16 protein-coding genes and 1 tRNA gene are annotated in these 14,526 nt (G+C 71.4%); 9 read left to right on the forward strand and 8 right to left on the reverse strand.

Features of this window, described 5'->3' with window-relative positions; translation table 11 throughout:
• Positions 1 to 288 precede the first annotated feature (288 nt).
• Complete coding sequence (locus tag CWN80_RS15120; protein WP_007926744.1) at positions 289 to 1,104, reverse strand: glycerophosphodiester phosphodiesterase family protein; 816 nt, start codon at positions 1,102 to 1,104, stop codon at positions 289 to 291.
• A gap of 217 nt (positions 1,105 to 1,321) precedes the next feature.
• On the opposite strand from CWN80_RS15120, the gene CWN80_RS15125 reads away from it, so the two are divergent.
• Both CWN80_RS15125 and CWN80_RS15130 read left to right on the forward strand, forming a co-directional pair.
• Complete coding sequence (locus tag CWN80_RS15125; protein WP_007926746.1) at positions 1,322 to 1,780, forward strand: phage holin family protein; 459 nt, start codon at positions 1,322 to 1,324, stop codon at positions 1,778 to 1,780.
• Between the two features lie 53 nt (positions 1,781 to 1,833).
• Positions 1,834 to 2,688, forward strand: coding sequence for an alpha/beta fold hydrolase (locus CWN80_RS15130; RefSeq protein ID WP_272948438.1), 855 nt, complete (start codon positions 1,834 to 1,836; stop codon positions 2,686 to 2,688).
• Here CWN80_RS15130 and CWN80_RS15135 read toward each other — a convergent pair.
• Complete coding sequence (locus CWN80_RS15135) at positions 2,651 to 3,331, reverse strand: NUDIX hydrolase (protein WP_007926749.1); 681 nt, start codon at positions 3,329 to 3,331, stop codon at positions 2,651 to 2,653. The genes CWN80_RS15130 and CWN80_RS15135 overlap by 38 nt on opposite strands.
• Entirely contained in the window at positions 3,328 to 4,005 is a 678-nt protein-coding gene (gene nth, locus CWN80_RS15140; RefSeq protein ID WP_083853685.1) for an endonuclease III, read from the reverse strand. The genes CWN80_RS15135 and nth overlap by 4 nt, the downstream gene beginning before the upstream one ends.
• Before the next feature lie 104 nt (positions 4,006 to 4,109).
• Between nth and CWN80_RS15145 the strand changes: the two genes are divergently transcribed.
• A complete protein-coding gene (locus tag CWN80_RS15145) occupies positions 4,110 to 4,787 on the forward strand; it encodes a Crp/Fnr family transcriptional regulator (protein ID WP_007926753.1) in 678 nt (225 codons plus the stop codon).
• 134 nt (positions 4,788 to 4,921) lie between these two features.
• Here CWN80_RS15145 and CWN80_RS15150 read toward each other — a convergent pair whose 3' ends face one another.
• From CWN80_RS15150 to CWN80_RS15165, 4 genes are read right to left on the reverse strand one after another with little or no spacing between them, the layout of a single operon-like run.
• Entirely contained in the window at positions 4,922 to 5,734 is an 813-nt protein-coding gene (locus tag CWN80_RS15150) for an MBL fold metallo-hydrolase (protein ID WP_007926755.1), read from the reverse strand.
• Complete coding sequence (locus CWN80_RS15155) at positions 5,731 to 6,576, reverse strand: NUDIX hydrolase (protein WP_007926757.1); 846 nt, start codon at positions 6,574 to 6,576, stop codon at positions 5,731 to 5,733. The genes CWN80_RS15150 and CWN80_RS15155 overlap by 4 nt, the downstream gene beginning before the upstream one ends.
• Positions 6,576 to 7,040 (reverse strand): RidA family protein, encoded by a 465-nt coding sequence (locus CWN80_RS15160; protein ID WP_007926758.1) that lies wholly within the window; start codon positions 7,038 to 7,040, stop codon positions 6,576 to 6,578. Before CWN80_RS15160 ends, CWN80_RS15155 begins: the two co-directional genes overlap by 1 nt.
• The gene (locus CWN80_RS15165; RefSeq protein WP_007926759.1) at positions 7,040 to 7,195 is read right to left on the reverse strand and encodes a Sp36 family protein; all 156 of its coding nucleotides are present in this window, start codon (positions 7,193 to 7,195) and stop codon (positions 7,040 to 7,042) included. Before CWN80_RS15165 ends, CWN80_RS15160 begins: the two co-directional genes overlap by 1 nt.
• A gap of 29 nt (positions 7,196 to 7,224) precedes the next feature.
• Between CWN80_RS15165 and bagA the strand changes: the two genes are divergently transcribed.
• The 3 genes from bagA (at position 7,225) to CWN80_RS15180 (ending at position 11,959) form a co-directional block, all read left to right on the forward strand.
• Complete coding sequence (bagA, locus tag CWN80_RS15170; RefSeq protein ID WP_007926760.1) at positions 7,225 to 8,220, forward strand: ATPase BagA; 996 nt, start codon at positions 7,225 to 7,227, stop codon at positions 8,218 to 8,220.
• A complete protein-coding gene (bagB, locus tag CWN80_RS15175; protein ID WP_007926761.1) occupies positions 8,220 to 9,374 on the forward strand; it encodes an ArsA family ATPase in 1,155 nt (384 codons plus the stop codon). The genes bagA and bagB overlap by 1 nt, the downstream gene beginning before the upstream one ends.
• 62 nt (positions 9,375 to 9,436) lie before the next feature.
• A complete protein-coding gene (locus CWN80_RS15180) occupies positions 9,437 to 11,959 on the forward strand; it encodes a transglycosylase domain-containing protein (RefSeq protein ID WP_128277508.1) in 2,523 nt (840 codons plus the stop codon).
• Between the two features lie 56 nt (positions 11,960 to 12,015).
• Here the strand turns inward: CWN80_RS15180 and CWN80_RS15185 are convergent, their stop codons facing one another.
• Complete coding sequence (locus tag CWN80_RS15185; RefSeq protein WP_128277509.1) at positions 12,016 to 12,474, reverse strand: GatB/YqeY domain-containing protein; 459 nt, start codon at positions 12,472 to 12,474, stop codon at positions 12,016 to 12,018.
• Between the two features lie 56 nt (positions 12,475 to 12,530).
• Between CWN80_RS15185 and CWN80_RS15190 the strand changes: the two genes are divergently transcribed.
• The 3 genes from CWN80_RS15190 (at position 12,531) to CWN80_RS15200 (ending at position 14,094) form a co-directional block, all read left to right on the forward strand.
• The gene (locus tag CWN80_RS15190; protein WP_007926763.1) at positions 12,531 to 13,469 is read left to right on the forward strand and encodes a metallophosphoesterase; all 939 of its coding nucleotides are present in this window, start codon (positions 12,531 to 12,533) and stop codon (positions 13,467 to 13,469) included.
• Positions 13,466 to 13,948: a hypothetical protein gene (locus tag CWN80_RS15195; RefSeq protein ID WP_007926764.1), complete on the forward strand. Its 483-nt coding sequence runs from the start codon at positions 13,466 to 13,468 to the stop codon at positions 13,946 to 13,948. Before CWN80_RS15190 ends, CWN80_RS15195 begins: the two co-directional genes overlap by 4 nt.
• Positions 13,949 to 14,020: 72 nt before the next feature.
• Positions 14,021 to 14,094 (forward strand) — tRNA-Pro (locus CWN80_RS15200).
• The last annotated feature ends 432 nt before the right edge of the window (positions 14,095 to 14,526 follow it).

Raw genomic sequence — 14,526 nt, forward strand, 5'->3', positions numbered from 1 at the left:
TACGCGCTTGGATCTTCAGCGGTGGCCCACCGTAGCAGTCTCGCTGCTCGGCTCCAAGTCCGCTTCCCTGACCTTGACGGCCAAGTCCGATGGACCAAGATTCACTGGGCTGTCAGCCTGCGGGACCGGCCTGCCTGGGGCGACTACGAGAGCCACCACTTGGTGTCCGTTCCTCCCTCTCGGGCTGACATCGAGAACACTAGATCAAGCCCGCCGCAGAAACCAAATCGGCGCCCGAGAGGGTGCTCATCGCCCCTCCGGGGTGGGTGGACGGGGGGCCCGGGCCCGTCAGCGACAGTCGGCCGGCCGGCCTCCCCAGTGCTCCGACCGTTCACTCGTCTCCCCCATCGGGGTCCACACCCCGCGGCCGATCATCACGGAGCGCAGGACGTCGGGACGGTCGGTGATGATCCCGTCCACCCCCATGTCGAGGAGCTCGTGCATCCGGGCGGAGTCGTCGACCGTCCAGACGACGACTCGCACGCCCAGGCGGTGGGCCCGCCGGAGCAGGGAGGCCGAGTGGATCGACAGCCGGCCGAGGTGGACCGGCACGTGGGCGAAGCGGCCACGCACGACGGAGGCCGGCGGCTGGACGCCCGCCTTGGAGGCCGAGATGAGGGTGACGAGCGAGCGCCAGCCGAGCGCGGTCCGCACGTGCGGGGCCTGGGAGGCGAGCATCTGCAACCACCCGTCCCAGGCCCCGGCGACACACACCCGCTCCGCGTAATCACGGCGCTGGAGCAACCGGGCCATGGGCGCGATGGCCGCGCGGTCCTTGAGGTCCACCGTGAAGCAGGCGTCGGGGAAAGAGACGAGCGCCTCCTCGAGGGTGGGGATCGGCTCGGTCCCGCCGACGCGCACCCGACGCTCCAGGTCGCGCAGGGACCAGTCACCCAGTCGACCCCGCCCCGTCGTGCAGCGATCGAGGGTCTCGTCGTGGAAGCAGACGAGGTGACCGTCCGCCGTCAGCTTGATGTCCGACTCGAGGTAGCGCAGTCCGAGAGCCGTGGACATCGCGAAGGCTGCCAGCGTGTTTTCCGGGGCGAGCAGCGCCCCACCGCGGTGCGCGATGGCCAGCGGCTCGCTCTCCTCGCCGTAGCTCATGTCTCGATGATGGACCCTGCGGAGAGCCTCCGGGCCGTGCTGGGGACGTCTGCGCCAACCGTTCACCGGGACTTCCCGGTCGCGTCGCCAGCAGGTCGCCGCGGGGCCCCCGGTCGCGCCGTGTCACTGCCTGATGTCGCGCAACCCGACCGGTGGGTAGGCTGATCGTCGAACTCACGTCACCCTCAGGTGGCTCGCACCGTCGACCAGGAGCAGCATGAGCAACGATCACGCCCGCACCGCCAGCACCGACCCCGCCGCCCGGCGCCTCGTCGGCCAGCCGGCTCCCGGCGACACCGAGCGCACCGTCGGCCAGCTCGTCGCCGACGCCTCGCACGACATCTCGGCCCTCGTCCAGAGCGAGATCCAGCTCGCCAAGGCGGAGGTCACCAAGGGGCTGTCCTTCGGCGGCAAGGGCGCCGGCCTCCTCGGGGGCGCGGCCTTCGTCGGGCTGCTCGGCCTGATCTTCCTCTTCCACACCCTCGCCCAGGTGATCGCCGTGTGGCTGCCGATGTGGGCCGGGTACCTCATCGTCACGGTGCTGCTCTTCGTCATCGCCGCCGTCGCCGGTCTGCTCGGTCTCAAGGCGCTGAAGAAGGCCAAGGAGAACACCGTGCCGCAGAAGGCGATCCGCAACGCGCAGGAGACGGTCGCCGCCATCAAGCCGGGCAGCTGAACCCGCCCGACGCCGCGGCCGCCCTCGTCGAGGGCCCGTGGGAGCACCGCTTCATCTCGGCCAACGGGGCCCGGTTCCACGTCACGTCGACGGGGACCGGGCCCGTTGTCCTCTTCGTGCACGGGTACCCGCAGTTCTGGTGGAGCTGGCGTGACCAGCTGCCAGCCGTGGCTGCAGCCGGGTACCGCGCGGTGGCGGTTGACCTGCGCGGCTTCGGGGCCAGCGACAAACCCCCTTCGGGCTACGACGCACCCACGGCGTGCGACGACCTCGCCGCCGTCATCCGCAGCCTCGGCGCCGAGCGGGTAGCGCTCGTCGGCCAGGGCCTGGGCGCCACCTTCGTCTGGAGCATGCCGACCCACCACCCCGGCGTGACCGCCGCGATCGCGCCCATCGGGATGCCGCACCCTGCCGTCTTCCACCACTCCATGTGGCGCCACCCCGTGCAGTGGCGCGCCAACCGCTACCTGCGCGCGATGCAGACCCCCTTCGCCTCGGAGCGGCAGTCGGTGAGCGTGGCGCGCCGGCTGCACGACTGGTCCGGCCACGACCGGTCCTGGATCACCGACGAGGTCGAGCGCCGCTACACCGAGGCGATGGCCTTCCCCTTCGCCGGAGTCGCCGCGGCGGAATACCACCGGTGGTTCTACCGGTGCCGGCTCACGCCGACCGGCCTGCGGTACCTGCAGCGGGTCAAGGCCCCGGTGGAGGTGCCGGTCCTGCACCTGCACGGTGCGGAGGACCCGACCTCGCTGACGACGATGGCGGCGGAGTGCGAGCGGCACGTCACCGGGCCGCTCGAGGTGCGCACGGTGCCGGGCGCAGGGGCATTCGTCCCCGAGGAAGCGCCGCGGACGACCAACGAGGCGCTCATCGCCTGGCTGGAGGCCGTCCACCCGGCCCGGTGAGGTACTGCCGGACGAACCGCCACGGGAGGCGACGACGCCGGTCCGTGTCCCACGACTGGGTCAGACCGGCCGCGTCGAGGAGCACGCTGAGCAGCTGCGCGGTGAAGCCCCACACGAAGAGGCCTGCCACCTCGAAGCCCGGCCCCACGTAGCCGCTCGGCCCCTTGACCATGAAGCGGTTGGCGGGGTCGACGAGCTGTGCCACCGGCACCTGCTCGACCCGGGCCACCTCGCCGGGGTCGACCACACGGAGCGAGCCGCCCTCCGGCCACCACCCGAGGACCGGGGTCACGGCATTGCTGCTCGGCCCGAGCCAGAGGTCCGGGAAGGACCCGACCACTTCGACGCGCTCCGGGTCGACGCCGACCTCCTCCCACGTCTCACGCAGCGCCGCCTCCACCGGGGTCTCCCCCGGGTCGAGCTTCCCGCCCGGGAAGGAGACCTGACCAGCATGACTGCGCAGGGACCCCGAGCGCTCGGTGAGGACGATGTCGTGCCCCGACTCCCCCGGGGTCACGAGCATGAGCACCGCGGAGCGACGCGGAGGCGCCTCCGGCGGGGCGAACTGCGTGAACCACCCCGGCAGGTCGGCCCGCAGGGAGTCCTCCGCGGTGAGCAACCAGTTCGGCGCGGCGGCGCTCACCCTTCGCTCCCGGCTGCGCTCGGCGCGAGCTCGTACCGCAGCAGGGACGCGGCCACCACGGGGTCGGTCTCTCCCACGCCGTAGGAGGGGCACCACCGGGCGACCGGGCAGGCGCCGCAGGCGGGCCGACGCGCGTGGCACGTGCGCCTGCCGTGGAAGATGATGACGTGGCTGAGCATCGTCCAGTCCTTGCGCGGGATGAGCTCGCCCACGGCGTGCTCGACCTTGACCGGGTCCTCCTCCGCGGTCCACCCCATGCGGCGCACCAGCCGCCCGAAGTGGGTGTCGACGGTGATCCCCGGGATGCCGAAGGCATTGCCCAGCACGACATTGGCCGTCTTGCGGCCCACTCCCGGCAGCTTGACGAGATCGGCCATGCGCGGTGGCACCTCGCCGTCGTGGCGCTCGACGAGGGCGGCTCCGAGTTTGATGACCGAGTTGGTCTTGGCGCGGAAGAAGCCGGTCGGCCGCAGCACCTCCTCCATCTCGGTGCGATCGGCGTCGGCGAGCGCCGCCGCCGTCGGCCACCGCGCGAAGAGCGTGGGCGTCACCTTGTTGACCGTCACGTCCGTCGTCTGCGCGGACAGGACCGTCGCCACGAGCAGCTGCAGCGGGGTGTCGAAGTCGAGCTCGCAGTGCGCGTAGGGGTACCGCTCCTGGAGCGTGCGGTACATCTTGCGGGACCGACGGGTCAGGGCCAGCTCGGACTCCTCGCGCACGACAGACACCCCCGCAGCCTAGGCCCCCTTGATGCGTGACACGTGGCACACTGCCCCCTGTGAACCTCGATGTCGTACGCCGCGCCCCGCTCTTCGCGACCCTTGACGACGCCGATGCCGCTGAGGTGATGGCGACGATGACTCCTGTGCGCATGGAGCGCGGGGACGTCCTCTTCAACGAGGGCGACCAGGGGGATCGTCTCTACGTGATCACCGAGGGCAAGATCAAGCTCGGCCGCTCGTCGAGCGACGGGCGGGAAAACCTGCTCGCGATCCTCGGGCCCTCCGAGATGCTCGGCGAGCTCAGCCTCTTCGACCCGGGCCCGCGCACGGCCACTGCGACCGCCGTCGCGGAGACCCAGCTCATCGGGCTGGGCAACGAGCAGCTCAGCCAGCTGCTCGGGGCGCACCCGCGCATCGCCGGCACGCTGCTCGCAGCGCTCGCCCGCCGCCTGCGTCGGACCAACGAAAACCTCGCCGACCTCGTCTTCACCGACGTCCCCGGTCGCGTGGCCAAGGCCCTCCTCGAGCTGAGCCAGCGCTTCGGGCGTCCGGTCGAGGACGGCGTGATGGTCGCCCACGACCTCACCCAGGAGGAGCTGGCGCAGCTCGTCGGCGCCTCCCGCGAGACGGTCAACAAGGCCCTGGCCGACTTCGCCGCCCGCGGCTGGCTGCGCCTCGAGGCCCGCGCGGTCCTCCTCACCGACGTCGAGCGCCTCCAGCGGCGCGCCCGCTGACCCCAGACTCCCCGCGAAGGGCCCGGCCGCCTCAGGCGCCGGGCCCTTCGCGCGTCCATCTGGATGAAGCGCGGATGGGGTGGCCAGCCCACGATCGGGAGATGGACCCAGCCAGCGGACGGTCCGCAGGCGCCTCAGGCGCCCTCGAGGTACCGCATCTGCGCGAGCACCGACATCTTCGCCGCCGGCCAGACCGAGCGGTCGACCTCGGCGTAGACCCTGGCGACGACGGCGTCGGCGTCGGTCGCGCCGGCCGCCATCGTGGCCCGCACCTGCTCGAGCCGCTCCCGGCGGTGCAGGCGGTAGAAGTCGACCATCGCCGCCGCGTCAGGGACCGTCGGCCCGTGGCCGGGGAGGATCGAGGTCACGGCGCCGTTGCCGGTGAGCGCCGCGATGCGCTCGAGCGAGTCGAGGTAGGCCGCGAGCTCACCGTCCGGGTGGGCCACGACCGTCGTGCCGCGCCCGAGGACGGTGTCCCCCGTGAGCAGCGCGTGGTCGGCCTCGATCGCGAAGGAGACCGAGTCGGACGTGTGCCCGGGCGTCGCCACGACCCGGACCTCCAGCCCTCCGGCGCGCAGCACGGCGCCATCGGCGAGGTCGTCGTGGCCGCGTCCGACGGCGCTGACCGGCGCACCGGTCAGCGCGACGAGTCGCGGCACGCCCTCGTCGTGGTCACGGTGACCGTGGGTGACGACGACGCGCGCGACCCGGGCGCCGAGACCACTCACGTGATCGACGACGCGCTGCTGGTGCTCTGGCTCGTCCTCGCCGGGGTCGATGACGATGGCCTCGGTCCCCCCGGGCGCCAGCAGGACCCAGGTGTTGGTGCCGTCGAGGGTCATCGGCCCTGGATTGCCCTGCACGAGGCAGTGGGCGTGGTCCGTGATCTGTCCGCCCACCCACTGGCCGAAGGGAGCGGTGGGCTCGGGTGCGACGGCGCCGGTCACGGCAGCTGCACCCGCATCGCGGGCCCGGCGTCGGTGTCGACGAGGACAGGCATGACGGGGGCGATCGTCGGGTCGACGGCGAGCGCAGCGCTCACCGTGCTCGTGGCCGCCAGCTCCTCGAGGCAGACGAGCGTCGGGGGCATGAGCAGGATGTCGCCGTCCTCGAAGGCTCCCAGGGCGGCCGCCGGGCGCAGCCACTCGGAGCGGTCAGCCTCGCTCGTCTCCCCGTCGGGCTCCTGGCCCGCCGGCACGGCGGCGATGAAGAAGCGGGTGTCGTAGCGACGCGGCTCGACCTCGGCGGTGATCCAGTGCGCGCGGTAGCGCAGCAGATCGCTGCGCAGCACGAGGTGCTGGTCCAGCAGGACCTGGCCGAAGCCGATCTCGTGGGCGACGAGCTTGGCCCGCAGGTCGGCGGCGACCGCGGCGTCCAGGCGCGCGGGCTCCCCCTTCGTCGTGCCGTCGTCTGCGGCGGGCGAGGCGAGGAGGACACCGGTCTCCTCGAAGATCTCGCGGACCGCGGCCGCGACGAGCATCTGCGCGCTCGCCTCGTCGGTGCCGAGGAGCTCGGCCCACTCCTCGACGGGCGGGCCCGCCCAGGGCAGCTCGTCGTCGGCATCGCGGCGGTCGACGCCACCACCCGGGAAGACGTGCATGGACGGGGCGAAGGCCATCGACGAGACCCGACGCAGCATGAAGACCTCGAGCGGGCCCTCGTCGTCACGCACGAGCATGACCGTCGCCGCCAGCTTGATCGGCGCCGGCTCGAGCACCTCCGGACGCTCGCCGTCCATCCCGAGCAGGGCCTCGCGGGCCTGCCCGAGGAGGAAGTCCCGCTCGGCCATCAGGACCGGACCCGGACCGTCACCTCGACCTCGACAGGCGCCCCGAGGGGCAGGGCCGCGACGCCGACCGCGGAGCGGGCGTGCTCGCCGGCCGCGCCGAAGACCTCGCCGAGGAGCTCACTCGCGCCGTTGATGACGCCGGGCTGCCCGGTGAAGTCAGGAGCGCTGGAGACGAAGCCGACGACCTTGACGACCTGCTCGATGCGGTCGAGGTCGCCGATGACCGAGCGGATCGCGGCGATCGCGTTGATGGCGCAGGTGCGCGCAAGATCCTTGGCGACCTCGGGGTCCACCTCCGCCCCGACGTGGCCGGTCGTGGGCAGCGCGCCGTCGACGAGGGGCAGCTGGCCCGAGGTCAGGACGTGGTCACCGTCGACGATCGCGGGCACGTAGGCGCCCGCGGGGGCGGGCGGGTCGGTCAGCGTGATGGACAGATCCGCCAGGCGGTCGTCGATGCGTCCCATCAGGCGGCCTTGGGGCGCTTGAGGTAGGCCACGAGGTTGCCCCCGTCACCCTGCAGGACCTGCACGAGCTCCCAGCCGTCCTCGCCCCACTGGTCGAGGATCTGCTTGGTCGCGTGGACGATGAGCGGAACGGTGACGTACTCCCACTGGGTCATGTCGGCACCCTACTCGTAGGCTGTCGGGCGTGACCCGCCGCTCCGACTCCCCCATCCGCCTGCACGTCGTGACGGGCAAGGGTGGCACGGGCAAGACGACCGTCGCCACCGCCATGGCGCTGGCCCTCGCCGCGCGCGGCCAGCGGGTCCTCCTGGCCGAGGTCGAAGGACGCCAGGGTCTGTCGCAGGTGCTCGACGTCGCTCCGCTCGGCACGGAGGAGCGCACCCTCGTCACCGACCCCTCGGGTGGCGAGGTGGTCGGCCTGTCCGTCGATGCCAAGACCGCCCTGCTCGAGTACCTGCAGAAGTTCTACAAGCTCGGCCGCGCCGGCTCCGTCCTCGAAAAGGTCGGCGCTGTCGACTTCGCGACGACGATCGCCCCGGGCGTGCGCGACGTCCTGCTCATCGGTCGCGTCTACGAGGCGGTCGGCCGCGTGACGAAGGGGGCGAAGAAGCGCCCCGTGTACGACGCCGTCGTCCTCGATGCCCCGCCCACCGGCCGGATCGGCCGCTTCCTCAACGTCAACTCCGAGGTGTCGGAGGTGGCGAAGGTCGGACCGGTGCGCAACCAGGCCGACTCGATCACCCGGCTGCTGCAGAGCCCCACGACCGCGGTGCACCTCGTCACCCTCCTCGAGGAGATGCCTGTGCAGGAGACGCTCGATGCCATCGAGGAGCTCGGCGGCCTCTCGCTGCGGGTCGGCTCGGTCATCGCCAACGGTGTCCGCGAGCCGCTCCTCGCCGACGCCGACGCCCCGGCCGTCGCGGCGCAGGACGACGACGTGCGCGCCCGGCTCGAGGCAGGACTCGCGGCCGTGGACGTCACCGCCGGCCCGGCCCTCGTGCGCGGGTTGCTCCAGGAGGGCGCCGACCACGTCCACCGGGCCCGGCTGCAGGCGGAGCAGCGGGAGGTACTCGACCAGATCTCCCTCCCGGTGCGGGTCCTGCCCCACCTCAGCGACGGGGTCGAGTCGGGCGAGCTGCGGTTGCTCGCCGACACCCTGACCGAGCAGGGAGCACTGTGATGGCCAAGGACCTCGGCCCCGCACTCGACCTCGACGAGGTCATCGGTGACCCGGAGCGGCGGATCATCGTCTGCTGCGGCTCGGGAGGAGTGGGCAAGACGACGACGGCGGCCGCGCTCGCGCTCCGTGCCGCCGAGCAGGGACGCCGCGTCGTCGTCCTGACGATCGACCCGGCCCGGCGCCTCGCGCAGTCACTCGGCCTCGAGGCGCTCGACAACACCCCCCGCCCGGTGGCCGGCATCGACACGTCGGCCGGCGGCTCGCTCGACGCGATGATGCTCGACATGAAGCGGACCTTCGACGAGGTCGTCGAGGCGCATGCCTCCCCCGACAAGGCCGCGCAGATCCTCGCCAACCCCTTCTACGTCGCCGTGTCGAGCTCCTTCGCGGGGACGCAGGAGTACATGGCGATGGAAAAGCTCGGCCAGCTGCGCGGCCTGATGGCCGACGGCACCCGGGACTGGGACCTCGTCATCGTCGACACCCCGCCCTCCCGGTCCGCGCTCGACTTCCTCGACGCGCCCCAGAGGCTCGGTTCCTTCCTCGACGGACGCTTCATCCGGCTGCTCACGGCACCGGCCAAGGTCGGTGGCCGGGCCTCGCTCAAGGTCTTCAGCGCCGGGGTCTCCCTCGCGAGCGGCATCATGACCAGGCTGCTCGGCGGCGAGTTCCTCCGCGACGTCCAGACCTTCGTCGCGGCGATGGACACGATGTTCGGCGGCTTCCGCCAGCGCGCCGACGAGACCTATGCCCTCCTCTCCCGGCCAGAGACGGCCTTCGTCGTCGTCGCCGCCCCCGAGCGGGACGCCATGCGGGAGGCCGGCTTCTTCGTCGAGCGTCTGGCGAGCGATCGGATGCCGCTGGCCGGGGTCCTCGTCAACCGGGTGCACGTCGCCGCGGCCAAGCAGATGGGGGCCGGGCGCGCGGACGACGCCGCCGCCCAGCTCGAGGAGCTGGGCGGTCACGACATCGCCGCGGCCCTGCTGCGGGTGCACGCCGAGGTCGCCGAGACCGCGACCCGGCACCGTGGTGTCGTCACCCGATTTCGCACCTCCCACCCCGGAGTGCCGGTCGGCACCGTGCCCGCCCGCTCGGTCGACATCCACGACCTGGAGGGACTGCGCGAGGTGGGCGCATCGCTCGGGGGAGGCTGACCCCCTTCGTCGGCCCGCGCGGGCTCCCGGCCACGCTCAGGTAGCCCGGTTACCCTGTCGGCATGTCTGACTCCGGGATGCCTCACCTCGTCCGGCTGCTCGGCGCCTTCCTGGCGGTCGCGGTCGGGATCGGACTCGTCGGCGCCGGCATCGTCATCCCGCTCGCGGGGGCAACCGGCGGGGCCGCGAAGTCGACGGCGACGGGCTTCAACAACCTCGACGACGAGTTCACCGCCAACCCGCTGGCCCAGCAGTCGAAGATCTACTCGGCCGACAACAAGCTGCTGGCGACGCCCTACGACGCCAACCGCATCGTCGTGCCGCTGAACAAGATCTCGCCGACGATGCGCAAGGCGCAGATCGCCATCGAGGACAGCCGCTTCTACGAGCACGGCGGCATCGACGTGCGTGGCACGACGCGAGCCCTCGTCTCCAATGCCTCGTCGGGCCAGACCCAGGGTGGCTCGTCGCTGACCCAGCAGTACGTCAAGATCATGCTGCAGGAAAAGGCGATCCGTGAGGACGACCAGGACGCCGCCCGCGCGGCGACCGAGAAGACCTACAGCCGCAAGCTCCAGGAGCTCAAGTACGCGCTCAACGTCGAGAAGACCCACACCAAGGACCAGATCCTCTCCGGGTACCTCAACCTCGTGTACTACGGCGACCTCGCCTACGGCGTCGAGGCAGCCTCGCTGCACTACTTCAGCAAGCACGCCAAGGACCTCAACCTCGGCGAGTCCGCGACCCTCGCCGGCCTGGTCCAGTCCCCCGACACGCTCAACCCGGTGAAGAACCCCGAAGGCGCCCAGGAGCGCCGCGACGTCGTCATCACCCGCATGCAGCAGCTCGGCATGGTGACCCCCGAGGCGGCGGACAAGGCCAAGTCGAAGTCGGTCAAGAGCATGCTCAAGGTGCGCAAGAACGAGGGCGGCACCTGCTCCAAGGCCGCTGACCCGTACTTCTGCAACTACGTCATCCAGTACCTGCGCCAGATGCCCGAGCTCGGGCCCGACCCGGACGCCCGTATGCAGGCCGTCAACACCGGTGGTCTGACGATCAAGACGACGCTGCGTCGCGACTGGCAGAAGCAGCTCAAGGAGGACCTCACCGACCGGGTCCCGGCCGGCACCGACAAGTTCGGCGCCGCCGGTGCGCTCGTCGAGCCGGGAACGGGCAAGGTGCGGGCCATCGCCCAGACCTCGACCTACAAGGTCGGCCTGAAGAAGGCCTCGACGAAGTACTCCGAGCAGGCCTGGAGCGTGCCCGCGCAGTACGGCGGCACCAACGGCTTCGCCATCGGCTCGACGGCGAAGATGTACGCCCTCGTCGCGGCGCTCGAGAAGGGCAAGCCGCTCAACTCGACGGTCAACGCTCCGCCGGCCGGCGTGAAGAACCCGCACACCTTCCAGGCCAGCGAGTTCCAGTCCAAGTGCACCGGTGACGTCGCCGGGTGGCCGGTCTCCAACGACTACCAGGTCGGCGGCACCATGACGCTGGCCGAGATGACGAAGAAGTCGATCAACACCGCCTTCGCCCAGCTCGCCTCGGACGTCGGCTCGTGCAACATCCCCAAGGTCATGTCCAAGATGGGGCTGACCGACGGCTACGGCCTGCCCTACGGCCTGAGCTACGCCGACGGCAAGAAGGTCAAGGACGACTACGCGATCTCCAACCTCGTCCTCGGCTCCGACTCCACGTCGCCCCTGCAGCTCGCTTCCAGCTACGCGACCCTCGCCGCCGACGGCACGTACTGCCCGCCCAACCCGATCGAGTCGATCACGACGGCGAGCGGCAAGAAGATGAAGATCAAGAAGCCCGCGTGCAAGCAGGTCATCGAGCCCGACGTCGCCCGCGGCGTCACCCAGCTGCTGCTGGGCCCGCTCGAGCCGGGGGGCACCGCGGCCGGCAACGACCTGGACGGCGGCCGCCAGGCCGCTGGCAAGACCGGCACGACGGACAACCACAAGCAGTCCTGGTTCGCCGGCTACACCCCGCAGCTGTCGACCGCGATCTGGGTCGGCTCCCCGATCCGCGAGTACGACATGGACGGCATCACCCTCGGTGGTCGCTACTACGGCCAGGTCTTCGGTGGCACCATCGCCGCCCCGATCTGGAGCGAGATCATGAACGAGGCCTCCAAGGACATGCCGAAGAAGACCTTCAAGAAGCCCGGCCAGAAGGTCGTCAACGGCGACATGCGGGACATCCCCGACGTCACCGGTCTCGGCCCGACGCAGGCCGAGGAGCAGCTGAAGAAGGCTGGCTTCAAGGCCAAGGTCGGCAGCCAGGTCAACAGCGGCGTCCAAGCCGGAGCGGTCGCCTACACCCAGCCGCGGGGCAAGGCCCTCAAGGGCGCCATGGTGACGATGTACATCTCCAACGGCACACCGCCCTACACCCCGCCGCCGGCGCCGTCGACGACGCAGGCCCCCCCTGCACCGTCGACGACCCAGCGCCCGCCCTCGAGCAGCTCGTCGTCGAGCTCGGCACCCACGTCGACGTCGAAGACCAGCTCGAAGACGAAGAACCGGCCCAGCCCGTCGTCGTCGAGACCCAAGCGGACGGCGTCACCCGACGAGGACTGACGCATGACGAAGGGGGGTCGGGCCAGTGGCCCGACCCCCTTCGGCGTGTCCGTGGCTCAGCCGGCGAGGCGGGCCTTGACCCGGGCAGCGATGGCGCCGCCGTCGGCGCGGCCGGCGGCCTCGCCCTGCGCGAGCTTCATGACCTGCCCCATCTGGGCCATCGACGTCGCGCCGACCTGCTCGATCGCCCGGTCGACGATGGCGGTCAGCTCCTCCTCGCCCATCTGCTCGGGCAGGTAGCCCTCGAGCACGGCGAGCTCCGCCTCCTCCCGGTCCGCGAGCTCGGGGCGCTGGGCGTCGCGGTAGGCGGTGGCCGACTCCTTGCGCTTCTTGGCCTCCTTGGCCACGACCTTGAGCGTCTCCTCGTCGCTGAGCTCGCGGGCGGTGGTCCCGGAGACCTCCTCGTTGCTGATGGCGGTGAGGGTCATGCGCAGGGTGGCCACGCGCACCTCCTCGCGGGCCCGCATCGCGGCGTGCAGGTCGTGCTGGAGGGTGGCCTTGAGGGTGTCGGTCATGACTCGATTGTCTCAGCCCTCGAGCATCCCGTCGCTCCCTTTGCAAGGATGGGGGCGTGACACTCCCCCCTTCGACGCGCCTCGTGGCCGGCGCGGCCGCCGCGGGCGCCGCCGCACTGGCGTGGGGCGCCCTCGTCGAGCCGCGGCTCTTCACCCTGCGGAGGTACGCCCTGCCGGTGCTCCGGCCGGGCTCCCTGCCGGTGCGGGTGCTGCAGCTCAGCGACATCCACATGGTCCCCGGGCAGCGGACCAAGGCGGACTGGATCCGCGGGCTGGCCGCCCTCGAGCCCGACCTCGTCGTCAACACCGGTGACAACCTCAGCCACCTCCAGGCCGTCCCCCACGCGCTCGAGGCACTGAAGCCGCTGCTGGAGCGCCCCGGGGTCTTCGTCATGGGGTCCAACGACTACTACGCGCCGACGCCGAAGAACCCCGGCCGGTACCTGACCAAGGACTACGCCAAGGTCGTCGCCGAGCGCGTCGCGCTGCCGACCGAGGAACTGCGCTCGGGCATGACCGACGCCGGCTGGGTCGACCTCGACAATGCGCGGACGAGCCTGCACCTCGGCGGCCAGCGGATCGACCTCGTCGGCGTCGACGACCCGCACATCGAGCGCGACGACTACGCCTCGGTCAGCGCCCCCGCTGCCGCCGACGCGACGACGGTGGGCGTCGCCCACGCCCCCTACCAGAGGGTGCTCGACGCGATGACCGCTGACGGAGCGCGCCTCGTCATCGCCGGCCACACGCACGGCGGGCAACTGTGCGTGCCCGGCTACGGCGCGCTCGTCACCAACTGCGACCTCGACCGTGGTCGGGCGAAGGGGGTCTCCCGCTGGTGGCCGGGTGCCGGCACCTCGGCACCCCGCCCGAGCGACGCGGCGTGGCTGCACGTCTCCGCCGGCCTCGGCGCGTCGCGGTACGCCCCCGTGCGCTTCTCCTGCCGGCCCGAGGCGACCCTGATGACGCTCGTCCCGGAAGGACTCGACCGATGAACCTGCGCGAAGTCGTCTCACTGGCAGCCGCGGTGGCCTTCGCCGGGGGGACCTCCACCTGGGCCCTGGCCGATGCCGCCCCCACCGTGGACCTGCCCCCGGCCCCGACGCTGTCCACGTCGACCTCGGACCCCTCGCCCTCGACGACCAAGAAAAAGGCGAAGAAGACCTCGACCTCGACCACGTCGTCCGTCTCGTCGGAGCCCACCGAGACCGAGACCCCCGAGCCCACCTCGGAGACGTCGACGTGGACCCCGGAGACGACGAGCGAGCCGGTCGAGCCGACGACGACGTGGACCCCTCCACCGACATCGACCTGGACGCCTCCACCCGCGGACCCGCCGCAGGAGACGGGCACCCAGCCCGGCGACGGGACCACCGGGGAGACGACGGGTCAGGGCACGACCGACGACTCCACCGACGGCCTGACGACGACCCTCGAGGGCGGCCAGGGAGCGACCTCGTCAGGGCCCGGCTGACCTCGATTGTCACTCCGGACGGCGACTGGGTTATCCTTCCTTGTCGCCGCCTGACGCAGGTGGTGGACAGCTCGGGGTGTGGCGCAGCTTGGTAGCGCGCTTCGTTCGGGACGAAGAGGCCGCAGGTTCAAATCCTGTCACCCCGACCCGGTGAAACCGGCTCAGATCCGCTAGAAATGCGGGTTTGGGCCGGTTTTTGTTTGCCCTTTGGGCATAACTGGGACACAACGGCGCAGCCCGCGGACAGCAAGGACCCCCGCGAGGCTGCCACCTCCGGGGGTCTGACGACAGCAACTGAGAGGTGCTGACGTGAGATCCAGCGTAGCCGTCCACGCTCCGCCCGTGAAGGGCGTCGAGCACCGGCCCGTGCGCACGTCTGCCCCCTGCTGCTCACCGGTGTCCTCCTGTGCCCGCGTCGGCGGTGATGCCGCTGGGTAGCCCCGACCGCTCGACGCGGCGCTGGACAGGGCCTCAGCCGCGACACCAAAACGAATCGACGCCCCCGGTGACTGACCTCCAGGTCTGCGAACCGGCGCAGACCGCCCCACGTAGCGCAGTGTGAACCGCACTGGGTTGGT

The sequence above is a fragment of the Janibacter hoylei PVAS-1 genome (genome assembly GCF_004025845.1).
Lineage (GTDB): Bacteria > Actinomycetota > Actinomycetes > Actinomycetales > Dermatophilaceae > Janibacter > Janibacter hoylei.

Coding starts and splice junctions, on each gene's coding strand:
- CWN80_RS15195 (WP_007926764.1), top strand. CDS start 13,466: ATGAACCTGCGCGAAGTCGTCTCACTGGCAGCCGCGGTGGCCTTCGCC.
- CWN80_RS15160 (WP_007926758.1), bottom strand. CDS start 7,040: ATGGGACGCATCGACGACCGCCTGGCGGATCTGTCCATCACGCTGACC.
- CWN80_RS15165 (WP_007926759.1), bottom strand. CDS start 7,195: ATGACCCAGTGGGAGTACGTCACCGTTCCGCTCATCGTCCACGCGACC.
- bagB (WP_007926761.1), top strand. CDS start 8,220: ATGGCCAAGGACCTCGGCCCCGCACTCGACCTCGACGAGGTCATCGGT.
- nth (WP_083853685.1), bottom strand. CDS start 4,005: ATGTACCGCACGCTCCAGGAGCGGTACCCCTACGCGCACTGCGAGCTC.
- CWN80_RS15180 (WP_128277508.1), top strand. CDS start 9,437: ATGTCTGACTCCGGGATGCCTCACCTCGTCCGGCTGCTCGGCGCCTTC.
- CWN80_RS15155 (WP_007926757.1), bottom strand. CDS start 6,576: ATGGCCGAGCGGGACTTCCTCCTCGGGCAGGCCCGCGAGGCCCTGCTC.
- CWN80_RS15125 (WP_007926746.1), top strand. CDS start 1,322: ATGAGCAACGATCACGCCCGCACCGCCAGCACCGACCCCGCCGCCCGG.
- CWN80_RS15185 (WP_128277509.1), bottom strand. CDS start 12,474: ATGACCGACACCCTCAAGGCCACCCTCCAGCACGACCTGCACGCCGCG.
- CWN80_RS15120 (WP_007926744.1), bottom strand. CDS start 1,104: ATGAGCTACGGCGAGGAGAGCGAGCCGCTGGCCATCGCGCACCGCGGT.